The sequence below is a fragment of the Devosia sp. P3_B2 genome (assembly GCF_056402875.1).
Map to the genome: position 1 here is coordinate 61299 of NZ_JBFUGO010000010.1, position 23628 is coordinate 84926.

General features: G+C 64.7%; 21 protein-coding genes. 12 read left to right on the plus strand and 9 right to left on the minus strand.

The features are described 5' to 3' along the window. Positions 1-102 precede the first annotated feature (102 nt). Positions 103-2292 (minus strand): heavy metal translocating P-type ATPase, encoded by a 2190-nt coding sequence (locus tag AC1DV8_RS15190; protein WP_477158047.1) that lies wholly within the window; start codon positions 2290-2292, stop codon positions 103-105. Positions 2293-2370: 78 nt separating this feature from the next. On the opposite strand from AC1DV8_RS15190, the gene AC1DV8_RS15195 reads away from it, so the two are divergent. After that, positions 2371-2793, plus strand: a complete 423-nt coding sequence (locus AC1DV8_RS15195) for a MerR family transcriptional regulator (protein ID WP_477158048.1) — start codon at positions 2371-2373, stop codon at positions 2791-2793. On the opposite strand, the gene AC1DV8_RS15200 is transcribed toward AC1DV8_RS15195, so the two are convergent. The 4 genes from AC1DV8_RS15200 to metH form a co-directional block, all read right to left on the minus strand. Then, positions 2790-3062 carry a hypothetical protein gene (locus tag AC1DV8_RS15200; protein ID WP_477158049.1) on the minus strand — a complete coding sequence of 91 codons (273 nt, stop codon included), beginning with the start codon at positions 3060-3062 and terminating at the stop codon, positions 2790-2792. The two genes, AC1DV8_RS15195 and AC1DV8_RS15200, sit on opposite strands and share 4 nt — an antisense overlap. 126 nt (positions 3063-3188) lie before the next feature. Next, positions 3189-3515 carry a hypothetical protein gene (locus AC1DV8_RS15205; RefSeq protein WP_477158050.1) on the minus strand — a complete coding sequence of 109 codons (327 nt, stop codon included), beginning with the start codon at positions 3513-3515 and terminating at the stop codon, positions 3189-3191. Further along, entirely contained in the window at positions 3515-3889 is a 375-nt protein-coding gene (locus AC1DV8_RS15210) for a hypothetical protein (RefSeq protein ID WP_477158051.1), read from the minus strand. Before AC1DV8_RS15210 ends, AC1DV8_RS15205 begins: the two co-directional genes overlap by 1 nt. Then, on the minus strand, positions 3886-7650 hold the full coding sequence (gene metH / locus AC1DV8_RS15215; protein WP_477158052.1) for a methionine synthase: 3765 nt from the start codon (positions 7648-7650) through the stop codon (positions 3886-3888). The genes AC1DV8_RS15210 and metH overlap by 4 nt, the downstream gene beginning before the upstream one ends. Positions 7651-7813: 163 nt before the next feature. Here metH and AC1DV8_RS15220 point away from each other — a divergent pair, with 163 nt between their 5' ends. The 11 genes from AC1DV8_RS15220 to mazG all read left to right on the plus strand — a co-directional run bounded on the left by AC1DV8_RS15220 (position 7814) and on the right by mazG (position 17944). Next, positions 7814-8509, plus strand: a complete 696-nt coding sequence (locus AC1DV8_RS15220) for an alpha/beta fold hydrolase (protein ID WP_477158053.1) — start codon at positions 7814-7816, stop codon at positions 8507-8509. Between the two features lie 213 nt (positions 8510-8722). After that, the gene (locus tag AC1DV8_RS15225) at positions 8723-9730 is read left to right on the plus strand and encodes a septal ring lytic transglycosylase RlpA family protein (RefSeq protein ID WP_477158054.1); all 1008 of its coding nucleotides are present in this window, start codon (positions 8723-8725) and stop codon (positions 9728-9730) included. Between the two features lie 39 nt (positions 9731-9769). Then, positions 9770-10921, plus strand: a complete 1152-nt coding sequence (locus tag AC1DV8_RS15230) for a D-alanyl-D-alanine carboxypeptidase family protein (RefSeq protein ID WP_477149338.1) — start codon at positions 9770-9772, stop codon at positions 10919-10921. A gap of 62 nt (positions 10922-10983) precedes the next feature. Then, positions 10984-11667 (plus strand): dTMP kinase, encoded by a 684-nt coding sequence (gene tmk / locus AC1DV8_RS15235; RefSeq protein WP_477149337.1) that lies wholly within the window; start codon positions 10984-10986, stop codon positions 11665-11667. A gap of 1 nt (position 11668) precedes the next feature. After that, on the plus strand, positions 11669-12697 hold the full coding sequence (locus tag AC1DV8_RS15240) for an AAA family ATPase (protein WP_477158055.1): 1029 nt from the start codon (positions 11669-11671) through the stop codon (positions 12695-12697). Then, positions 12694-14244, plus strand: coding sequence for a methionine--tRNA ligase (gene metG / locus AC1DV8_RS15245; RefSeq protein WP_477158056.1), 1551 nt, complete (start codon positions 12694-12696; stop codon positions 14242-14244). Before AC1DV8_RS15240 ends, metG begins: the two co-directional genes overlap by 4 nt. Positions 14245-14247: 3 nt before the next feature. Continuing rightward, the gene (locus tag AC1DV8_RS15250) at positions 14248-15024 is read left to right on the plus strand and encodes a TatD family hydrolase (RefSeq protein ID WP_477158057.1); all 777 of its coding nucleotides are present in this window, start codon (positions 14248-14250) and stop codon (positions 15022-15024) included. Next, a complete protein-coding gene (locus tag AC1DV8_RS15255) occupies positions 15024-15863 on the plus strand; it encodes an MBL fold metallo-hydrolase (RefSeq protein ID WP_477158058.1) in 840 nt (279 codons plus the stop codon). Before AC1DV8_RS15250 ends, AC1DV8_RS15255 begins: the two co-directional genes overlap by 1 nt. Positions 15864-15912: 49 nt before the next feature. After that, a complete protein-coding gene (locus tag AC1DV8_RS15260) occupies positions 15913-16293 on the plus strand; it encodes a RidA family protein (protein ID WP_477158059.1) in 381 nt (126 codons plus the stop codon). Positions 16294-16379: 86 nt separating this feature from the next. After that, the gene (locus AC1DV8_RS15265; RefSeq protein WP_477158060.1) at positions 16380-17117 is read left to right on the plus strand and encodes a hypothetical protein; all 738 of its coding nucleotides are present in this window, start codon (positions 16380-16382) and stop codon (positions 17115-17117) included. 11 nt (positions 17118-17128) lie between these two features. Continuing rightward, positions 17129-17944, plus strand: coding sequence for a nucleoside triphosphate pyrophosphohydrolase (gene mazG / locus AC1DV8_RS15270; protein ID WP_477158061.1), 816 nt, complete (start codon positions 17129-17131; stop codon positions 17942-17944). Here the strand turns inward: mazG and hflX are convergent. The 4 genes from hflX to AC1DV8_RS15290 all read right to left on the minus strand — a co-directional run bounded on the left by hflX (position 17930) and on the right by AC1DV8_RS15290 (position 23436). Beyond that, entirely contained in the window at positions 17930-19312 is a 1383-nt protein-coding gene (gene hflX, locus AC1DV8_RS15275; RefSeq protein ID WP_477158062.1) for a GTPase HflX, read from the minus strand. The genes mazG and hflX overlap by 15 nt on opposite strands. Before the next feature lie 8 nt (positions 19313-19320). After that, the gene (gene hfq / locus AC1DV8_RS15280; protein WP_055049125.1) at positions 19321-19569 is read right to left on the minus strand and encodes an RNA chaperone Hfq; all 249 of its coding nucleotides are present in this window, start codon (positions 19567-19569) and stop codon (positions 19321-19323) included. A 166-nt stretch (positions 19570-19735) separates the two neighbouring features. Beyond that, entirely contained in the window at positions 19736-21115 is a 1380-nt protein-coding gene (gene ntrX / locus AC1DV8_RS15285) for a nitrogen assimilation response regulator NtrX (RefSeq protein WP_477149329.1), read from the minus strand. Beyond that, the gene (locus tag AC1DV8_RS15290) at positions 21115-23436 is read right to left on the minus strand and encodes a sensor histidine kinase NtrY-like (RefSeq protein WP_477158063.1); all 2322 of its coding nucleotides are present in this window, start codon (positions 23434-23436) and stop codon (positions 21115-21117) included. Before AC1DV8_RS15290 ends, ntrX begins: the two co-directional genes overlap by 1 nt. Between the last annotated feature and the right edge of the window lie 192 nt (positions 23437-23628).

Below are 23628 nucleotides of genomic sequence, written 5' to 3' on the forward strand. Positions count from 1 at the left end.
AGCATTCCGAGGGCAATGTTCCACCGTGTCATCGCTGGCCTCCTCCTGCGCCGGACAATAGAGGAGGGCCGCTGACAAAATGCTGACAGCCGATTTGCTTGGCTAGCGAGCCTTCCAGCCAAGCAAACGCATTGCGTTGATCGTTACGAGCACTGTCGCGCCAGTATCAGCGAGGATGGCCGACCACAGACCGGTAATGCCGACGATCGTCGTCACGAGGAATACCACCTTCAGCCCGAGCGCCACGGTGATGTTCTGGGCGATATTTCCCATCGTTGCCTTCGACAGGCCGATCATGTTCGCGATATCGGCGACGCGGCCGTGAAGGATCGCGGCGTCGGCGGTTTCGAGCGCCACATCCGTGCCGCCGCCCATGGCGATACCGATATCGGCAGCCGCAAGGGCAGGGGCGTCGTTGATGCCGTCGCCCACCTTGGCCACCACGCGGCCCTGCTGCTGCAGTTCGCGCACGATCCGCTGCTTGTCCTCGGGCAGGAGGCCGGCACGGACCTCGATGCCGAGGTCGGCGCCGATGGCCCGGGCGGTCCGCTCGTTATCGCCGGTCAGCATCACCGTGGTGACGCCGGCTTCCCGCAACCGGCTTAGTCCTTCGGCGGCATCCGCGCGCGGCTCGTCGCGGATGGCGAGGAAGCCCGCTACCTGATCGCCGACCAGTAGCACCGAGACGATCTTCCCGGCATCGTTGAGCGCCCCGATCCGCTCACGCAGCACCGCGTCGAACGGCACGCGCTCTTCCGCTGCCTTGGGTGAAGCGAGAAACAGTTCCTCGCCGCCGACCTTGCCGGTGACACCCTTGCCGGGTACCGCCTTGGCATTGGTCGCCGGGGGCACGAATGCCTTGTCGGCACCGGCGCGCGCCAGCACGGCCACCGCCAGCGGATGACTCGAACCGGTCTCCAGCGCCGCCGCCATCGACAGCACCTGGGATTCGGTCCTGCCGACGCCGACAATGTCGGTCACCTCCGGTTTGCCCTCGGTCAGGGTACCGGTCTTGTCGAGCGCCACGGTATCGATCTTCCGCAACTGCTCCAGCACCGCGCCCCCCTTCAGCAACAGCCCGCGCCGGGCACCAGCTGAGAGGCCGGCAGCGATGGCCGCGGGGGTCGAGATCACCAGCGCGCATGGGCAGCCGATCAGGAGGATCGCGAGGCCCTTGTAGATCCACTCGTCCCAGGGCTGGGCAGCCAGCAACGGTGGCAGGATGGCGACCAGCGCGCCGACCACCAGCACGCCGGGGGTGTAGTAGCGCGAGAACTTGTCAATGAACCGCTCGGTGGGTGCTTTGCTCTCCTGCGCTTCCTCGACCAGCCGCACGACGCGCGCGATGGTGTTGTCGGCAGCAGCAGCCGTCACCCGCACGCGCAGCACCGCGTCGGCATTGATCGTGCCCGCGAACACCTCGGCGCCAACCCCCTTGGTCTTTGGCGCGCTCTCGCCGGTCACCGGCGCCTCGTTGATGGCCGAACTGCCCTCGACGATGACGCCATCTGCGGCAATCCGGTCGCCCGGACGGACGAGGATGATCGTACCAACCGCGAGCTGCACTGCTGGCACTTCGCTGGTGGCGCCGTCGCGCTCCACCAGCGCCAGCTTCGGCACCAGGTCGGCAAGGCCGCGGATGCTGGCTCGCGCCCGGCCAGCTGCCACGCCCTCGAGCAATTCGCCGATAAGGAACAGCAGCACGACAGTTGCCGCTTCCTCTGTCGCGCCGATGAACACCGCGCCAACCGCCGCAATCGTCATCAGTGTCTCGATAGAGAACGGCGTGCCGGTCATTGCGGCGACAAAGGCGCGGCGCGCAACCGGAACCAGTCCCACCGCCATGGCGACAAAGAACGCCCAGTGGCCGAACTGCGGGAACAGCTGCCCGACGATGTAGGCCGCGAGTAGCGCGCCGGCCGAGATGAAGGTCAGCAGCGCCTTGCGGGTCTGCCACCATGGCCCGTCGAAGACTTCGACATGACCAGAGTGATCGTGCTCATGCTCATGACCGTGATCGCCGCGATCGTGATCGGCATGGCTGTGATCGTTCGAAACCCGCACAAATCCCTTGGCCGGCGCAATGGAGTACCCCAGCGCCTTCACCTGCCGCTCAATAGCGCCATTGGCGATCTCGCCCGAGCGCGTCACCGTCAGCGTGCCGTTCGGCAGCGACACCCCCACCTCGCCGACGCCCGGAAGCCGCCCGACAGCGTTCTCGATCTTGGTCACGCAGGCAGCGCAATCCATGCCGCCAATGCGGAACTTCAGCTTCTCAGCGGCCTCGGACATGGGGCGCTCCTTGGATTCTTCATCATGTCCGCATACATCTAGGACCTCTAGCCACTAGAGGATCAAGGGGTGAATGCGATGAATCTGCCGATCGGCGAATTGTCACGACTGACCGGCGTAAAAGTGCCGACAATCCGCTTCTACGAGCAGATCGGGCTGTTGTCGGCGCCGCCGCGTACGGAGGGCAACCAGCGTCGCTACGGCAAGCCGGAAGTCGAACGGCTGAACTTCATCCGCCATTCGCGCGAGCTTGGCTTCGAGGTCGACGATATCCGCGAACTGCTGGATATGGCCGGCGCCCCGCAAGCGTCCTGCCATCAGGCCGACAGCATCGCCCGCAACCATCTCAGCGAAATCGACCGCCGCATCGCCAGCCTCACCGCGCTACGCGGCGAGCTGGCGCGAATGGTCGAGGAATGCGGCCACGGGCGCATCTGCGACTGCCGCATCATCGAAGTGCTGGCCGATCACGGCGAGTGCGTCACCGAGCACGCGCATTAGGAGCGGGAGCGCGGGTACTTTCCCTGGGCATAGCCGAGAAACAACCCGGCGATCAGGCCGACGACCACGCCAACGATCGCCAGCATGATTCCCGGCACTATGGCGCCGATGATCCTCGCCGGACCGGGATCGGGCTCCGGTGCGGGACTGAACGCCGTCGCTATGGGCAACAGGATGATGGCCACCACACCGAGGCCCATGAGCATGACGGCGCCGAAAAGCAACTTGCTCCCGACATTGATCGAGAACGGTTCATGTGGGTCTGACAATTGACACGCCCCCTCAAGCGTACGCGCGTCGCGCCACCAATGGTGGCGGTCCACGATGCCCAAGCGTGGCAGGATTTCACTGCGAAAACAACACGGACGTGCCCGTGAAAGGTCCGTGTTGAACGGTCAGGCCTGCCAGTCCAGCACGGTGTTTCCGTCGCGGCAGAAGGTGACGGCCAGTTGGCCCGCCTCGCCGCGCCACGCGTGAGACTGGGCGTCATCGGCCTCGCGCCGTAGTTCGTGGCCATGCCGGCGCAGGTCGGCGACGATCATGCCGATCTGGTTACGCCAATCGCGTGGGTCGCTGGCCGCCGCCAGCCGGGCACGGATCTCGGACTGCAGGTCGCCCAGCCGCCGGCTGCGCTCAGCGTCGCCGAGCGCCAGCAATGCGACCCGGCTGGTCGGCGAGGTGTCATCAACCGATTGCCGGACAAAGAAGTCGAGGGCGGCCATCAAATCACCTCCGCCAGATGAAAGTTGCGGGCCACGGTGTGGTCTCTCAGGCCGAACGCCGGGAGCTTGCCCGGCACGATCGCATCGGCGACGGCGTCCCGGTCGCTGACGTCGGTCGCATCGACGACGACGCGCACGAACGGCTCGGCCATCCCGAGCCGCACCTTTTCCTGCAGCTCGAACAGCAGCACCCGCACATTGCCGCGGCTCTCGCAGGCGATGCACTCGGTTCCCGGCTCATGGGCATGCAGCGGCGGATCAAGATGCACCACGGCGGTATCACGCCCGCCGAAGCGCGCGAGCGCCGCCTTGTCGGTGACCACGGTCACCGGCACGGAGCGGTCGCGACGCGCGAACGGAGCGGGGGAGGTCATACCGCCTCCTTGTCCGCGCTCGGCGTGTAGTTGAGGATCGGCCCGAGCCAGCGCTCGACCTCGCGGATCGCCATGCCCTTGCGCCGGGCATAGTCCTCCACCTGGTCACGCTCGACCTTGGCCACGCCGAAATAGAAGCTCTCGGGGTGGCTGAGGTAGATACCGGACACGGACGAGCCCGGCCACATGGCGTAGCTCTCGGTAAGCTCCACGCCGATCCGCTGCTTGGCGTTGAGCAGGTGGAACAGCGTCGTCTTCTCGGTGTGGTCCGGCTGCGCCGGATAGCCCGGGGCAGGGCGGATACCCTGGTAGGGCTCGCCGACGAGGTCGGTCGGCGCGAAGGCCTCGCTGGCGCCGTAGCCCCAGAATTCCTTCCGCACCCGCTCGTGCATCAGTTCGGCGAACGCCTCGGCGAAGCGGTCTGCCAGTGCCTTGATCAGGATCGACGAGTAGTCGTCGTTCCGCCGCTCGAAGCGCTCGGCGATGACGTTCTCCTCGAGCCCAGCCGTGACGACGAAGCCGCCCAGATAGTCCGGGGTGCCCTCGGGCGCCACGAAGTCGGCCAGCGCCATGTGCGGCTTGCCGCCGGTCTTCGACAGCTGCTGGCGCAGGGTGAAGAACGTCGCCAGCTGATCCTTGCGGTCGGCGTCGGTATAGAGCCGGATATCGTCGCCAACCTGATTGGCGTGCCAGAAACCGATCACCGCCTTGGGGCGGAACCAGTTCTTCTGGATCACTTCCTTCAGCATCTTCTGGGCATCGTCCCAGAGCTGGCGCGCAGCGGGGCCCTGGTCCTTGTCCTCGAGCACCGCCGGGAAGCGGCCTTTGAGCTCCCAGGCCTGGAAGAACGGCGTCCAGTCGATGTATTTGGCGATCTCGGCTAGGTCGTAGTTCTCGAACACACGCGTGCCGAGGAAGGTCGGCTTGGGTGGCGTGTAGTTGCTCCAGTCCGGCTTGAAGCGGTTGTCGCGTGCCTTGCTGAGCGGCGTCCGCTGCTTTTCGGCCTCGCTCTGCCGGTGCTTTTCGGCCAGCCGCTCGTACTCGGCCTTCACGTCGCTGACATAGGCCGGACGCTGTTCCTGCGACAGCAGCGACGACACCACGCCAACGGCGCGGCTCGCGTCGTGCACGTGCACCGTCGGACCGCCATGATACTGGGGGTGGATCTTCACCGCCGTGTGGACGCGCGAGGTCGTCGCGCCGCCGATCAGCAGCGGCACGGTAAAGCCCTCGCGCTCCATCTCGGAGGCGACGTGCACCATCTCGTCTAGCGACGGGGTGATCAGGCCCGAAAGCCCGATGACGTCGACTTTCTCGGCCTTGGCGGTCTCGAGGATCTTCGCCGTCGGCACCATCACGCCAAGGTCGATGATCTCGTAGTTGTTGCAGCTCAAAACCACGCCGACGATGTTCTTGCCGATGTCGTGCACATCGCCCTTCACCGTCGCCATCAGGATTTTGCCGGCGCTCTTCCGACCGGTCGCATTGCCGTCGGCGTTCTTCTCCGCCTCCATGAAGGGGAGGAGATGCGCCACGGCCTGCTTCATCACGCGGGCGGACTTCACCACCTGCGGCAGGAACATCTTACCAGAGCCGAACAGGTCGCCGACCACGCTCATCCCGGCCATCAGCGGGCCTTCGATGACATGCAGCGGCCGTGCCGACTCGAGGCGGGCCTCCTCAGTGTCCGCATCGATGAACTCGGTGATGCCGTTGACCAGCGCATGCGAGATGCGGTCAGCCACGGGCTTGGTCCGCCAAGTCAGGTCCTTGGCCTTCTGCTCGCCACCGGCCTGGCCTTTGAACCGCTCGGCAATCTCCAAGAGCCGCTCGGTCGAATCCGCACGACGGTTGAAGATCACATCCTCACAGGCCTCGCGCAGCCCCGGCTCCAGCGAGTCGTACACTGCCAGCTGACCGGCATTGACGATGCCCATGTCCATGCCCGCCTGGATGGCGTGGTAGAGAAACACCGAGTGCATCGCCTCGCGCACCGGCTCGTTGCCACGGAACGAGAAGCTGAGATTGCTCACGCCGCCGGAAATATGAGCGTGCGGAAGGGTTTGCCGGATCGTCTTCGTCGCCTCGATGAAGGCGATGCCATAGCCCACGTGCTCCTCGATGCCGGTGGCGATGGCGAAGATGTTAGGGTCGAAGACGATATCCTCGGGCGGGAAGCCGACTTCCTCGGTCAAGAGCTTATAGGCCTTGGTGCAGATCTCGACCTTGCGCTCATAGGTGTCGGCCTGGCCCTGCTCGTCGAATGCCATCACCACCACTGCGGCGCCATAGGAGCGCACCAGCCGGGCAGCTTCGAGGAACTTCTCGACGCCTTCCTTCATGGAGATCGAGTTGACCAGCGCCTTGCCCTGCACGCACTTCAACCCCGCCTCGATCACCTCGAACTTCGAGCTGTCGATCATCAGCGGAACGCGGGCGATATCCGGCTCGGCTGCGAGCAGGTTGATGAACTCGACCATCACCTTCTGGCTGTCGAGCAGGCCTTCGTCGACGTTGATGTCGATGACCTGCGCGCCGTTCTGCACCTGGTCGCGCGCCACTTCGAGCGCGGCGGTGTAGTCGCCGGCGGTGATTAGCTTCCGGAACTTGGCCGAGCCCGTGACATTGGTCCGCTCGCCGATGTTCACGAACGGGATGTCCTCGGTCAGCGTGAACGGCTCGAGACCGCTCAGCCGCAGGAAGGTCGGCACCTCGGGGATTTTCCGCGGCTTATATTTCGACACTGCTTCCTTGATCGCCCGGATGTGGTCCGGGGTCGAACCGCAGCAGCCTCCAACGATGTTGAGGAAGCCGTCGCGGGCAAAACCCTCGAGCTGGCGCGCCATAAACTCCGGCGACTCGTCATAGCCGCCGAACTCGTTGGGCAGCCCGGCGTTCGGGTAAGCGCAGATCAGCGTGTCCGCGACGTCGCTGAGCTCGTTGATGTGGGCGCGCATGGCATTGGCGCCGAGCGCGCAGTTGAGCCCGATGGTGAAGGGCTTGGCATGCCGCACCGAGTACCAGAACGCCGTCGGCGTCTGACCGGAGAGCGTGCGACCCGACAGGTCGGTGATCGTCCCAGAGATCATCACCGGCAACTCATAGCCGCGCTCAGTGAAAATGCGCTGCGCCGCGAAGATGCCAGCCTTGGTGTTCAGCGTATCGGTGATCGTCTCGAACAGCAGCACGTCAGCGCCACCGTCGATCAGTCCGTTGATCGCCTCTGCATAGCCCTTGACGATCTGGTCGAAGGTGATCGCCCGGTGACCCGGCGAATTGACGTCGGTCGACATCGATGCGGTCTTGTTCAGCGGCCCAAGCGCGCCCGCCACGAAGCGGCGCTTGCCGTCGATGTCGAACGCCTGCTGCGCTGCCTCGCGGGCGAGTTGGGCCCCGGCATAGTTCAGCTCGTAGGCGAGCTCCTGCATGCCGTAATCGGCCATCACCACGTCGGTGGACGAGAACGTGTTGCTCTCCACCATGTCGGCGCCGGCGAGGTAGTATTGCAGGTGGATGGCTCGGATCGCGTCCGGCTGGGTCAGGTTAAGCAGGTCGTTGTTGCCCCGCACATCCTTATGCCAGTCCTTGAAGCGCTCGCCGCGATAGGCGGCCTCATCGAGCTTCAGCTGCTGAATCATCGTGCCCATGGCGCCATCGAGGATCAGGATGCGTTCGGAGGCCGCTTGGGTAAGCGCTGCCCGAACCTCCTCGCCATTCGGCAAGGAATTTCTATCGATCTCAATGTGTTGAGCTTCAGTCATCGCTCGACTTTCCAACGTCTGTCACGCCAAAATGCGTTCACCGCCGGCAAGGTCGCACGGCGGGATATAAAGATATCTTTATATGATTGCCGACCGCCCGGCAAGCAAGGCTGTTTCCGCACGAATTGCGGAACTGGAACATCCGATCAGGACTTTCGCTTTCATGACAATGCCAATCCTCCTCGTACCCGGCCTCAACTGCACCGCCGAGATTTACGCCCATCAGATGCCGGCACTGTGGCGGTTCGGTCCGGTTACGGTGGCGAACCACACCGAGGGCACGTCGATGGAGGAGATCGCCGCGTCGATCCTCCGCGATGCGCCGCCGGAGTTCGCGCTCGTCGGCTTCTCCATGGGCGGCTACCTGGCATTCGAGATTCTCCGGCAGGCGAGGGGGCGGGTGCCGAAGCTGGCGCTGCTCGATACCTCGGCACGGCCGGACACGCCGGAAGCCAAGGATAAGCGCCGCGCCGCCATCGCCTTGACGGAGCAGGGGAAGTTCAATCTCGCCGTCGCTCAGTCGTTCCCGAACGCCGTCCATCCCGACCATGTAGGCGACGCCGCGCTCAAGGCTCTGCACGTCCGCATGGCGACGGCCGTCGGTGGCGAGACGTACATCCGCCAGCAGACCGCGATCATGAACCGCCCGGACTCTCGCCCCGAACTCGGCGCCATCGAGGCTCCGACCCTGGTGGTCGTCGGCGACAAGGACGCCATCACCGTTCCCGATGCCGCCCGCGAGATGGCCACCGGCATTGCCGACGCAAAGCTCGTCGTCGTGCCGAGGGCAGGGCACATGGCGCTGGTCGAGCAACACGCCATTGTTACCGCGGAACTCGCGGAGTGGGCGGCTAAATAGCTGGCATTTGAAGCAAATTAACCCGGCTGCAACCACGTTGCGGTTCCCTGAGACCATCCCCGCACGGCTTTCGGTATGGTGCGGAAATCTCTGTTTTGGGTTGATCTGGTTTTGGCAGTGTTCTCTCGCGACCTTCGCGCGGCCGCCCGGCTGCTTGTTCTTGCCGTGCTCGTCCTGCCGGTCGTAGCTGCCTGCAGCAGCGACGGGGGAGGGGTGCCGCATATCAAGCGGTCCGCCTTCAGCTCCAAGGAATTCGGCGTCGCTGTCAGCCCGCGCGTCACCAACGCCAAGAACCCGCCAAAGGGCGGCGGCCGCTACATGGTCGGCAAACCCTATACGGTGCGCGGCGAACTGTACGAGCCGATCGAGAACCCGATCGGCTACGTCGCGTCCGGCGGCGCCTCCTGGTACGGCAATGACTTCCACGGCCGCCGCACCGCCAACGGCGAGATCTTCTCGGCCAATGCCATTTCCTGCGCCAGCCCGGTGCTGCCGCTCCCGAGCTATGTTCGCGTCACCAATGTCGAGAACGGTCGCTCCATCGTCTGCCGCGTCAACGACCGCGGCCCGTACCTGCATGGCCGGGTAATGGACCTGAGCTATCGCACCGCCGAAATCCTCGGCTACGCCGGCAACGGCGTCGGCAATATCCAGGTCCAGTATATCGGCCCCGCGCCGCTCAACGGCGATGACACCCGCATGCTGCTCGCCAGCGTAGACCGGCCGACCCGCATGGAGCAGGGCACCACTCGCCTCGCCATGGTTGACACACCTACCCAGGTCAGCGTGACCGGCGGCCGGATCAATTTCGCCGACTACAATCAGCAGGCGAGCACGGAAGAGCGCCCGAACCTGCTCGGCGGCATCATGGACATGTTCGGCTATGCCGACACCGGCGCTGCCGACCAGGCGATCAACGAAGCGCACGCTGCCGCCAACGCCATGGCCACCCGCTCGGGCTCGCTGGATGCCTGGGTTGCCACGGTCGATGAGGACAAGCGCGCCATCAAGCTCGAGCTCGGCGTTTTCGCTGATGCCGCACAAGCCGACGACGTGGCACTGCAGTTCGCCATGCTCGGCGCTGTCGACGAGGAGGCGGTCCGCATCCCTGGTGCCGATGCCACACGCCTGACACTGACGCACCTTAAGCCCGGCGTGGCGCGAGATGATGTGATGTCGCTCGCCAGGAACCTTGGACTCAAGGATTTGGTGCTCTATTAGTCGAAGGGTGGCCCGCACTGGCCGCCATCGGGGTTGAGCTTGCGGAACGTCGTCCTGAAACTGCTGGTGTCGTTACTCACTGTCCTGTGGGCCCTGTCGGCGCACGCGCAGGATTTCGACACCAAGGCGCCATTTGCGGTGCTGATGGACTACGAGTCGGGCACGATCCTCTTCCACAAGGCTGCTGACGACCAGCTCGAGCCTGCCAGTATGGCAAAGCTGATGACGCTGGCCGTGGTGTTCGACCAGTTGCAGCGCAAGAAGCTCAATCCCACGGACGAGTTCTTCATCTCCGAGCATGCCTGGCGGGACGGTGGTGCGTCCTCCGGGGGCTCCACCATGTTCGCGGAGCTCAACTCCAAGATTCAGGTGATGGACCTGGTCCGCTCCGTCATCATCCAGTCGGGCAATGACGCGGCGATTGCGCTCGCCGAAGGCATTGCGGGCAGCGAGCTCAGCTTCGCCCAGATGATGAACCAGCTCGGCAAGGAGATCGGCCTCACCGGCTCGAACTTCGTCAACGCCACGGGGCTACCCGATCCGGCGCAGTTTTCGACGGCCCGTGACCTCGCGACCATCGCGCGCTTCATCATCGCCCAGTTCCCCGAGTACTACCCCATCTTCTCCGAGAAGGAGTTCACCTGGAACAAGATCCGCCAGATGAACCGTAACTCGCTGCTCGAGATCGGCATCGGTGTCGATGGCTTGAAGACCGGCCACACCGAGTCCGCTGGCTACGGCGAGGTCGTCTCCACGGCCGCCACCGGTCGCCGGCTGATCGCCGTGCTGCACGGTTTGAAGTCGATGACCGAGCGCACCGAAGAAGCGCGGAAGCTCGTCACCTGGGGTACCCGCGGCTTCGAGCTGATTCCGGTCTATCCCGAAGGCGCCGCCATCTCCCATGCCGATGTCTATGGCGGCAGCGCCGGGCAGGTGTCGCTGGTGGGCAAGGGCAGTATCGACCTGTTCCTGCCCAAGGGCGCGCAGAACTGCCCGCAAGCCACCGTGACCTACAAGGCGCCGATCCGCCCGCCTGTGCAGAAGGGCGATCAACTCGCCCAGCTCAATGTCATGTGCAACGGCGCCGTGGTACAGGTCACCCCGCTCTTTGCAGGCGAGGACGTCGGTGACGGCGATATCGTGCGCAAGGCGACCGACGCACTCAAGGAACTGGCGCTCGGCTGGCTCTAGTACTAGAGACCGGCAGAAGTTCATGGACTTTACCGGACCAAGCAGCGAGGAACCCGCGCCTAATGCTCGATATTCCAGCCAAGGCAGCGGCCCGTTTCATCACCTTTGAGGGGGGCGAAGGTGTCGGCAAGTCGACGCAGGTGAAGCGCCTGCTGGTCCGGCTCAACCGCATGGACATCGAAGCAGTCCGCACTCGCGAGCCCGGCGGCACGCCTAAGGCCGAGGCCGTCCGCGCCTTCATCCTGCAGGGTCGTTCCGAAAGCTGGGGCGCCGGCGCCGAGGCCGTCCTCTTCGCCGCCGCCCGCTACGACCACGTCAGCAGCCTCATCGCCCCCAGCCTCAACAGCGGCAAATGGGTGATCTCCGACCGCTTCCACGACTCGACGCGTGCCTATCAGGGCCTCACCGGCGGTGTAGACGACAAGCTGATCCGCGGCCTAGAGACGCTGGCGCTGGACGGCCACCAGCCCGACATCACCTTCATTCTCGACATGGACCCGGCCGTCGCCTTCGCCCGCGTGAACAACCGCGAGATCGAGAAGGCACTGGCTGAAACCGGCGACCGTTTCGAGAAGGAGGACCTCGAGTGGCATCGCCGGCTGCGGCAGGCCTTCCTCGCCATCGGCAAGGCCAATCCGGAGCGTTGCATCGTGCTGCCGGCCGGGCAATCCGAGGATGCGCTGGAGCAGGAGATCTGGGATACGCTGATCCGGCGCTTCCCCGAGCTCGAGGCAAAGGCCGGCTGAATTGGACTATCCCGAACGCGAACCCGACCAGCTCGAGGGCGTCCCGCTACCCGAGTTCCAGACCGGCGTTTCCGGCCACGGTTCCGCGCGCGCCACATTGCTCGATCGCCTCGATGCCGGCCGGCTGCCCGGCGGCATCCTGATTCACGGTCCGCGCGGCATCGGCAAGGCAACGCTGGCCTTCGACCTCGCGCGCCGCATCTTCGAGCACACGGGTGACGAGTCGCCCGAGCACATCGCCGCCCAGGTGGCCGCTGGCGCCTATCCGAACCTCTTCGTCATGCGTAAGGCCGCCCGCGACACCGGCAAGGGCTACTACACCGCCATCCGCGTCGAGGAAGTCCGCCGCTTCATCGAGGAAATGCGGATGACCCGCGGCCGCGCCGGCCACCGCATCGCCATCGTCGACCCGATCGACGACTGCAACGTCTCGTCGTCCAACGCGCTGCTCAAGATCCTCGAGGAGCCGCCGGCCGACACGACGTTCCTGCTCGTTTCACATCGCCCAGGCTCGCTGCTGCCCACGATCAAGTCGCGCTGCTTCCAGGTGGCACTCCGCCCAATCGCCGATGGCGACGTCCGCACCGTGCTCGAGCAGGTCGGCGGTCAGGCCGTCGCCATCGATCGCGCCGTGTCGCTGGCGGGCGGCCGCCCGCGCCGCGGCTTCGAGGCGATGCTGCTGGGCGAGGGGGGCGCGCTGCAGCTCCTCCAGTCCTGGTTGGTTGACCCTGTCGCCGCACCATCCGCAGCCCGCATCGCGCTCGCCGATGCGCTCGGCGCTGATCGCGACTCTGCCGAACTTCGCTTTGCGCGCGATATCCTCAACGACTGGCTGGCCGAAGCCGCCAAGTCCGCTGCCGCTGCCGGCGACCGTGTCCGTCTTGCCTCTGCCAACGAGCTATGGGACAAGGCCCAGCTTTCACTCGCCGATGCCGATGAATACAACCTCGACATGCGGCAGACCCTGGTCGCCATTTTCGACGCGATCCGGAAACACCAGCAGTTGAGCGTCACCTCGTCCGCCCCATGACCGATTCCTTCTACGTCACCACCGCCATCGCGTATCCCAACGGCGAGCCGCACATCGGCCACGCCTACGAGATGATCACGACCGACGCGATTGCCCGCTGGGCCCGGCTGGAAGGCAAGGACACCTTTTTCCTCACCGGCACCGACGAGCACGGCATCAAGATGGTGCAGACGGCTGCCGCGCAGGGCATCACCGCTCGCGAGCTGGCCGACCGCAACGCGGCCCGCTTCAAGGAGCTGGCAGCCCGCCTCGACGTCTCGAACGACGATTTCATCCGTACCACCGAGCCGCGCCACTACGAGTCGAGCCAGGAACTCTGGCGCAAGATGGCCGCCGCCAACAACGGCGACATCTACCAGTCGACCTACAAGGGGTGGTACTCGGTCCGCGACGAGGCCTATTTCGACGAGGAGGAGCTCACCAACGGCGAAGATGGCAAGAAGTTCGCGCCGACCGGCGCCGAGGTGAAATGGGTCGAGGAAGACAGCTTCTTCTTCCGCCTCTCCGCCTACCAGGACCGGCTGCTGAAGCTCTACACCGACCGCCCGGACTTCATCGCGCCCGAAGAGCGCCGCAACGAGATCGTCTCGTTTGTGAAGGCGGGCCTGCGCGACGTCTCGATCAGCCGGACCACCTTCGACTGGGGCATTCCCGTGCCGGGCGCCTCCGGCCACGTTATGTACGTCTGGGTCGACGCGCTCACCAACTACATCACCGGCGTCGGCTTTCCCGATGGCGCCTCCGAGCAGTTCAAGAAGTTCTGGCCGGCGAACCTGCACGTCATCGGCAAGGACATCATCCGCTTCCACACCGTTTACTGGCCGGCCTTCCTGATGAGCGCCGGCATCGATGTGCCACACCGCGTTTTCGCCCACGGCTTCCTGACCTCCGAGGGCAAGAAGATGTCGAAGTCGGTCGGCAACATCGTCGACCCGCACGAGCAGCTCGACCTCTACGGCACCGACCCGGTCCGCTGGTACTGCCTGCGCGAGATCAGCTTCGGCCATGACGGCGACTGGGGCCGCGAGAAGTTCATCAACCGCAACAACTCCGACCTCGCCAACAATTTCGGCAACCTGGCGCAGCGCTCGCTGTCGATGATCCAGAAGAACTTTGGCGGCGCGCTCCCTGAGGCGCAGCCCACCGAGGCCGAGCGCGCCATCGTCGCCACGGCGATCGAAGCCATCGGCAAGATGGACCTCGCCATGAAGACCCAGCAGATCCACGAGGCTGCCGGCGAACTCACGACGCTGCTCAATGCTGCCAACCTCTATTTCGCCGACCAGGCGCCGTGGGGGCTGAAAGCGGATCTGCCGCGCATGGGCACGATCCTTGCGACGACCGCTGACATCGTCCGCCGCGCCGCCATCGCTGCCCAGGCGTTCGTGCCGGGCTCCGCTGCGAAGTTCCTCGATGCATTGGCCGTGCCGGCTGACCAGCGCCTGCTGAGCCATGCGCTCAGCGCGTCCGGCGTTCCCGCCGGAACCGTCTTGCCGCCGCCCGAGCCGGTGTTCAAGAAGTTCGAGCACGCCAAACCGGCCGCCTGAGCCATGCTGATCGACTCGCACTGCCACCTCGATTTCCCCGAGCTCGCCGCCGATCGGGCCGGCGTGCTGGCCCGCGCGAAAGCGGCGGGGATCGACGGCATGGTCACCATCTCGACCCGGGTGAAGCGCTTCGACGAGATCAAGGCCATCGCCGAGGAGAATCCCGAGGTCTGGTGCTCGGTCGGCACCCATCCGCATCACGCTGACGAAGAGCTCGACATCTTCACCGAGGACCTGGTCCGTCTGAGCGAGCATCCGAAATGCGTCGCCATCGGCGAGGCCGGGCTCGACTACTTCTACGACAATGCGCCCAAGGAGGCGCAGGAGACCGGTTTCCGCCGGCACATTGCCGCGTCGCGCCTCACAGGGTTGCCGCTGGTGATCCATTCCCGTTCAGCTGACGTTCATATGGGTAGCATCCTGGCAGAGGAAATGGGGCAGGGGGCCTTCCCTTTCGTGCTCCACTGCTTCACCGGTGGCGCCGATCTCGCCCGTAGGGCCCTCGATCTCGGCGGCTACATCTCGTTCTCCGGCATCATCACCTTCAAGAATGCCGAGGAGATCCGCGAGGTCGCGAGGTTCGTGCCCGCTGACCGTTATCTTGTTGAAACAGATGCACCTTATCTGGCTCCCGTGCCGCATCGTGGCGGCACCAACGAGCCGAGTTTCGTAGCCCATACTGCCGCCAAGGTCGCAGAGGTTCGAGGCATTGCCATCGAGCAACTCGCGACCGAGACAACCGATAGCTTTTTCCGTTTATTCTCAAAGGCTAAGGCGTAATGCCTGAAGCACACCGTATCATAGCGACGATCATGGGCTGCGGCTCGTCCGGCGGCGTGCCGCGCATCGGCGGGCACTGGGGCGTCTGCGACCCGGACAACCCGAAGAACCGCCGCAGCCGCTGCTCGCTGCTGATCGAGGGCTATTCGGACGGCTCGGACCAGCCGACCCGGATCATCGTCGACACCGGTTGCGACCTGCGCGAGCAGCTGCTGCGCGCCGAGGTCGATCGGGTCGAGGCCGTGCTCTACACGCACGAGCACGCCGACCATACCCATGGCATTGATGATCTTCGCGTTTTGGCGCTGAACCACCGCAAGCGCGTCGACGTTTACTTTACCGCCGAGGCGGCCAACCGCATCGTTCCGAGCTTCGCATACTGCTTCACAGCACCGCCGGGTTCCGGCTATCCGCCGATCCTCAACCAGCACCTGATCGAAGCCGGCACGCCGCTGACCGTGGATGGGCCAGGGGGCTCCATCACGGTTCTGCCGTTCCGCCAGGACCATGGCGACATCTTCTCGTTGGGCTTTCGCATCCGGAATTTCGCCTATTCCTGCGACCTCAGCGGCATCCCAGACGGCTCGCGCGAGGCGGTCAGCGGTCTCGATACCTGGGTGCTCGACGCACTCCGGCCGACGCCGCATCCGAGCCACCTGAGCCTCTCCGAAGCACTTGAGCTGGTTGAGGATTTGCGCCCGCGCCATGCGGTGCTGACGAACCTGCACATCGATCTCGACTACGCCCAGACAGACGCGATGACGCCGGATCACGTCCGGCCGGCCTATGACGGACTACAGGTCGACATCACCACCGGCGAGATCATCAGTCCTCGCTAGCCCACGCCGGCGCTATCATAGCGCAACACAACGACGGAGCTGCGCCGCCATGATTGAAGTCATCGACACAGGCATCGCGCCGTCTAGCGGGCCGATCAACGACTGCGTACGAGCCGGCAATCACGTGTGGCTCGTGGTGTTGGCCGAGGATCCGAAAACCGGCGTGATCATCGACGGCGACATCGAGCTGCAGACGCGCCAGGCGCTGTCGAACCTCAAACAAGCCATCAACGCCGCCGGCGGCGAGCTGACCAACATCGTCCAGGTGCAGATATTCCTGATCGACAGCGCCGACGCGCCGGGCATGAACCGTGTGTACGCCGAGTTCTTCAACACCAAGCCATATCCGATCCGTGCCACAGTGGTGGTCAAGGAGCTGCTGGCCAAGGGGCTGAGGATCGAGATCACGGCAACGGCCGTGCTGGGATAGAGCTGCACGAAACAGCCGCCAGCCGTTCAGTTCGTTCAATGCGATAGTTCCATAATATATCTTATGCGAATGGAGGATGCGCCCAGATGCCGACCGAAACGGATCTGATCCAGCAGCTTATTGAGGCCCAGCGTTCCAGCAGCCAGAACGTTGACGCGGTGCCCTATTCCACCCTCGACCGCGACGCCGCCCAGCGGATACAGGTCGCGACCATGACCGGGCTCGGCGAAGGCGCCGGACTGCTGAAGACGCTTATCACGCCCGATGGCGTCGGCACCTGCGCACCGATCTATCGCTCGCGCTTCGGCCGGAGCGGCGAATTCCAGTTGCCGTCGGCGACAATCACCGGACTCGAGGTCGAGATCGGTCTGGTGTTGGCCAGCGATCTCACCAGCGAGGCCGCCAACCGCGACGAGATCGATATCATCGAGGCCATCGACTATTACTTTGTCGGCGTCGAAGTTTGTGGCACGCGCTATGTCGATCGCGCGGCCGCCGGGTTTATCGGCGGACTGGCCGACAACGCCTCGGCTTTCGGCTACGTCATGGATCCGAGCCATCGCGATGCCGGCGCCGAGATCGCCAACTACGACGTCCACCTTGAGTTCGCTGGACAGCAAATCTGGAACGGTCCGGCCAAACACTCGTTCGGCACCGTGCTTAACTCCTTCATTGCCTACGCCAAGAACCAGCGTTCTGAGTTCCAGCTGAAGGCCGGTACCATCGTCACCACCGGCTCACTGTGTGGGCTCGTGCCCGCCAGCGGCCCGGGCCATGTGGTGGCGCGCGTCGGCAGCCACACCGTCGAGTTCGATATCGTCTGATCGGAAATCCCATGCAGCCCTCGCGCGACATCTCCCGCCTCATCGAGATCATGGCGGCGCTTCGCAACCCCGACGGAGGCTGCCCGTGGGATCTCGAGCAGGACTTCTCGACTATCCGGCACTACACCATCGAGGAAGCCTACGAGGTCGCCGATGCCATCGAGCGGAAGGACTATACCGACCTCCGCGAGGAACTGGGCGACCTCCTGCTCCAGCCCGTCTACCACGCTCAGATGGCATCCGAGCAAGGCCTGTTCGATATCGGCGACGTGGTTTTCGCTATCACTGAGAAGCTGATACGACGACATCCTCATGTGTTCGGCGAGGAAGCGGCGCGTAATGCCGGTGGCGCCAAGGCAAAGTGGGAAGAAGTGAAGGCCGACGAGCGGGCTAGGAAGGCCGAGCGCAAGCAGGCGCCCTCGTCCATCCTCGACGACGTCCCGCACGTCCTGCCAGCACTCGCGCGCGCCGAAAAGCTCAGCAAACGCGCTGCGTCGGTACAGTTCGATTGGCCGGACTGGCGGCAGACGCTGGACAAGGTGCAGGAAGAGCTCGGCGAAGTCCGCGAGGCGGCCGATGCCGAGGACAAAGCCAAGCTGCACGAAGAGCTCGGCGACCTGCTTTTCGCCACTGCCAACCTCGCCCGCAAGCTCGGCGTCGATGCTGAAGCCGCCCTGCGCGACGCCAACCTCAAGTTCGACCGCCGCTTCCGCTACGTCGAGGCCCGCGCCGGCGAAGACGCGGTGCCACTGGCAGAGGCTGGTCTCGACCGATTGGACGGCTACTGGAACGAGATTCGGGCCAAGGACCGCTCAAGCGGCGTCTGAGCCCTCGATGCGGCCGGCAAAGCGCTCGGTGAAGGCGTTCTTGTGCCGGGCTTCGACCCGGACCTCGTAGACCTGCCCGTTCTCGTCCGGCTCATCCTTGCCGATGATCTCGGCATGCCCATAGAGCCAGCCGACATCGGCGCCGGCCGTGTGCGGCACCAGCACGCGGTAGGTGCGGCCCTGCCCGGCCAAGACCTTCTCGATGGTGTCGAGCAGCTTATCCAGCCCCTCGCCCGTCTGCGCGGATACCGGCACCGAAGCAGCAACCTTTCCGAGCGGCGACAGAGTGGCCAACGCCGGGTAGCTACCGTCGGCATCGCGCTCCAGCAGGTCGACCTTGTTCCAGACCTCGATGATCGGCGTGCTGTCGGCCGACATGCCGAGTTCTTCAAGGACCTTCAGCACGTCCTGCGCCTGCGCCTGATGATCCGGATTGGCGACGTCGCGGACGTGCAGGATCACGTGCGCTTCGAGCACTTCTTCCAGCGTGGCGCGGAAGGCTGCGATCAGGTCGGTGGGTAGATCAGAGACGAAGCCCACGGTGTCCGACAGCATCACCTCGCGGCCATGCGGCAGGCTTATCTTGCGCACAGTGGTATCGAGGGTCGCGAACAGCAAGTCCTTCGCGAACACCGCTGCGCCGGTCAACGCATTGAATATGCTGGATTTACCTGCGTTGGTATAGCCAACAAGCGCCACCACTTGGAACGGCACGGCATCGCGCCGTCCCTTTTGCTGGCCGCGCGTCTGGCGGACCTTCTCGATGCGCTCTTCGAGCATCTTGATCCGGTCCTGCAACTGCCGCCGGTCGCTTTCGAGCTGCGTCTCGCCTGGGCCGCCCATGAAGCCCATGCCGCCCGACCCGCGCTGGCGCTCGAGGTGGGTCCAGCTGCGGACCAGCCGGCTCTTCTGGTAGTTGAGATGGGCCAGTTCGACCTGCAGCACGCCTTCGCGGGTCGCGGCGCGCTCGCCGAAGATCTCGAGGATCAGCCCGGTGCGGTCCAGCACCTTGGTGCCGGTTTCCTTCTCGAGGTTGCGCTGCTGGATGGGGTGCAAGGCGGTGTCGACGAGCAGGAGTTCGATTTCCTCCTCCTTCACGCGCTTGGCGATCTCGTCCACATGTCCGCCGCCGATGAAGGTGGCGGGCTTGATCTCCCGAACCTTGGCCACCTCGGAGAACACGATCTCGACGCGGATGGCGCCTGCCAGTCCCTCGAACTCGGCCTTCCGCGCTTCGATGCTGTGGTTGGTGGCGCGGCCTCGGACGTCGGGTATGACGAGGCCGACGCGGGTCGGCGCCGCGCGCTGATCTATGAATGCCTGAGGGCCGCCCTTGCGGGCGGCCTCGTCGTCGAAGTCATCGGTCAAGGTATGTATCAGTCCTCGCCGGTGTGCTCGGGATCGAACAGCTGGATCGGAGCACCCGGCATGATGGTCGAGATGGCATGCTTGTAGACGAGTTGCGATTGCGCATCGCGTCTCAAGAGCAGGCAGAAGTTGTCGAACCAGGTGATCACGCCCTGCAGCTTGACGCCGTTCACGAGGAAGATCGTGACCGGTACCTTCTGCTTGCGGACATGGTTGAGGAACGCGTCCTGGAGATTCTGGGTCTTTTCGCTGGGCATTTCCTGGCCTCTTTTCGCGGGATACTAGGGGCATTGGCCAGCGGCCACGCCCTGTTAATGGAGCAACGGCCGCCACCGCCCCTGCCCCTTTTTGTCGTCATTCTCCCATCGCAGGTGAAGTATGGCACAGAAGAAACCGAGTGCCTACCCGTACGGATGGACGGGCCTAGAGCCCGAGCGATTTGATTTTGCGGTGCAAAGCGCTTCGCTCCATACCGACGAACTCGGCGGTTTTCGAGATGTTGCCGCCAAAACGCTCGATCTGCGCCATCAGGTACTGCCGCTCGAAAACCTCGCGGGCATCGCGCAGCGGCAGGCTCATCAGGTGGGCCGATGAGTCGCTGTCGCCGACCGTGGGCAGCACCTCGCCTATATCCGGCGGCAGCAGCGCGGCGGTAATCACCCCATCGGCCGGTGTCTGGTCTTTGACGAGGATCAGCAGCCGTTCGATCGAGTTGCGAAGCTGGCGGGCGTTGCCCGGCCAATCCTGCGCTTGCAGCACCGCCACGGCATCGTCGCCGATCGAGAGGCTCTTGAGGTTGTGCAGGCGACAGACCTGCTCGATGAAGACTTCCACCAGCGGCGGAATGTCCTCGCGGCGCTCTTTCAGCGGCGTCAGGTGCAGGGGCACGATCGACAGGCGGTGGAACAAATCGGAGCGGAACTGGCCCTGCTCGATCAGTCCGGCGACGTTCTGTGAACTGGACGAGATGATGCGCACATCGATGGGCACCGCGACGGCGCCGCCGACGCGATTGAACTTGCTCTCGACCAACGTGCGCAGCAGCGCCTGCTGAGCAGCCTGCGGCAAAGCCGCCACCTCGGAGAGGTAGAGCGTCCCGCCATGGGCGCGCTCCAGTGCGCCAACCTCTGTTCGCAGCGTGCCGGTCTTCTCGCGGGTCTCGCGGCCGAACAGCACGACGCCAACCTCTTCCGGCGAGTAGAGCGAGCAATTGATCTCGACGAACGGCGCCTCTGCGCGGGTGCTTCGCTGATGGATCAGGCGCGCCGACAGGCCTTTGCCGGTTCCGGATGACCCGGAGATGAAGATACGCGAGTTGGTCGGAGCCGATTTCTCGATGACGCCCCGGACCGCCTGCATGGCCTGCGAGTTGCCGACCAGCTCGACCGTGTTGCTCGACCGCTCGCGCAGGTCGGCGACCTCGTTCTTCAGCCGTGCGGCTTCCATGGCGCGCTGCGTGATCAGCAGCAACCGGTCCACCTTGAACGGCTTCTCGATATAGTCGTAGGCGCCGCGCCGGATGGCGCTGACGGCCGTTTCGACGTTGCCATGCCCGGAGATCATCACCACCGGCATGTCGGGGTGCTGGCTCTGGAACTCATCGAGCAGTTGCAGGCCGTCGAGGCGGCTGCCCTGCATCCAGATATCCAGGAAGACCAGGCTCGGCCGACGCCGTGCGATCTCGTTCAGCCCGGAGTCGGCGTCATGCGCCTGCCGGGTCTGGTAGCCCTCGTCCTCGAGGATGCCGGCGATGAGGTCACGGATGTCGTCCTCGTCATCGATGATCAGAATGTCGAGGGCCATCAGGTATTATCAACCGCTTGCAATTGCGGCTCCTCTTGCTGTCCGCTTTCAGGGTCTGCCCCACCCGCTGCGTCGCTACTCGTTTGGGTGGCGGCCTGCTGCTCCGCTACCGTCGTCGGGGAAGCTGCTGGCTCCCCCTCGTCTGCTTCACCCGGCTGCCGTAGCGGCAGGGTGAACGTAAAGCAGGCGCCGATGCGCCCGTTTTCATCCGGCTCGGCGTCGACCAGGTCGACCTTGCCGCCGTGCTGTTCGATGATCTTCGCGACGATCGCAAGGCCCAGGCCGGTGCCCTTCTCGCGTGTCGTTACGTAGGGCTCGAGCAACCGATGCCGGTTCTCCTTCGGCCATCCCTTGCCGTTGTCCGATACCGAGATGCGCACCATTTCGCCTTCGGCGCCAGCCTCGACAGTGATCACCGGATTCTTGATACCCTCCAGCCCCGCCCCTTCGATCGCTTCCACCGCGTTCTTGATCAGGTTGGTCAGCACCTGGCTGATCAGCCGGTTGTCGAACCAGGCCGTGATCGGCGCCTCGGGCAGTTCCATGTTGATAGTGACTTCGGGCAGCCGGACGCTCTCGAGGAAGACCGCCTGGCGGATCGACTCCGTGAGATTGCCCTTGTCGAGCTTGGCTTCCGGCATGCGGGCGAACGAGGAGAACTCGTCGACCATGCGACCGATATCGCCGACCTGTCGGATGATGGTGTTGATGCACTTGTCGAAGACGTCGAAGTCGTCGGCGAGCTTGCTGGCATAGCGTCGGCGCAGCCGCTCGGCACTGAGCTGGATCGGGGTCAGCGGGTTCTTGATCTCGTGCGCTATGCGGCGGGCTACGTCGGCCCAGGCGCCGGTGCGCTGGGCGGAGAGCAGGTCGGTAATGTCGTCGAGCGTGACGACGAAGCCCTTGCTCTCAGTCATCGTGCCCTCGCGGGTCAGCTGCACCTGGTAGGTTCGGTAGTCCGGACCCGAGCCGATCTCGATCTGATCGCGGATGGTACCGCGACGGGCCGAGCGGGCCCGTTCGATGACCGGTGCCAGCGCTGGAATGACCTCGTCGATGCGCTTGCCGACGAGTTCGATTTCGTCGGAGCCCACCATTTCGGCCGCGCGGAGATTCACCAGTGTGATGGCGCCGAACGGGTCGAGGCCGACGATGCCGGCAGACACGCCCTCCACCACGGCCTCGGTGAACTGGCGGCGTTTCTCGTTTGTCTCGTTCGCTTCGACCAGGGCGACGCGCTGCGTTTTCAGCTGCTGCGTCATGGTGTTGAAACGGTTGGAGAGATCGCGAAGGTCGCCCCTGCCCTGTTGCACCGGAACCCGGACATCGAGGTCGCCGTCCGAGACACGGCTCGACGCAATCATCAGGTTCCTGATCGGATCGACGAACCGGTTCGCCAGCGCGATGCCGATCCACACGGCAGCGAGCAGCAACACCAGCGCCAGGGCGATGTACATCAGCGTGAAGGTGATCTGGAAGACCACCCGGTTACTCGCGTAATTGCGGTACTCGGTGATGTTCTCGTCGGTGAGCCGCATGAACTCGCGTACTTCGGGATCCACCGGCCGGGCGACGAAAAGGAAGGTGTTGTCGTAGCCGCGGAGCTTGACGACCGAACCGACGAGATTGGTGCGGCCGGGAGCGATCTCGGTCGGCGTGCCCTCCACGACGCCTTGCGTCAGTCCTTCAGGAACGCGCGGCGCGGTGCCCGGGGCATTGATCTGGGCCTTCATCAGCGTGTCGCCATCGGCCGAGATCAGCGAGGCGAACGGCAGCGAACGGTTCACGGCAAGAGCGGTCAGGATGCGCTGGTACTTGACGCGGTCGGTCTCGAATGTGCCGCGGGCCTGCTCGAGCTCGGTGGCCACCCAGATGATGTCGTCGCGGAGCACCTGGGAGTGCTCGCGCATGTAGGAGTTGGCGACGATGCGCGAACTATCCACCATAGTGCGGGTGCGTTCGGAGAACCATTGGTCGAGGCCCTGGTTCAGCGAAATCATCGCCACCACGGCCACCAGCAATGCCGGGATCGCGGCCACCGCGGCGAACATCGCAACCATGCGGACCTGGAGGCCTGCACCCGCCTGCCCGCGCATCCGCGCCTGGATCAGCAGCGTCGCTTCGGTGAGGACAAGCGCGACGACCGACAGCACCAGCAAGCCATTGACGAACCAAATGATCGTCCAGACCTCGGGGGTCGGCTCGATGTCGGTGGCGCCGGTCATGATCAGGAACGATCCCGACGACACGAACACCGACAGCAGGACGATGATCAGCCCGACTGTACGGATCGCCTTGCGGCCGGTGTCGCCAAACAGCAACGGGCGCGTCCGGGGCTGCGATGGCGCCGGAGTCGACTCGGGTTGTGCGTCGCCGATGAGCGTTGCGTCGTGCATCCAGAGGCCGGGTTGTGGGCGGATCGTGGGCTCCCCCACTCCGATTCACCCTTCAGGACAATTGTTGCTGAAATGTGACACCAGCGGGAGGCGCCGGGACTAGTCTCCGCCTTCCGT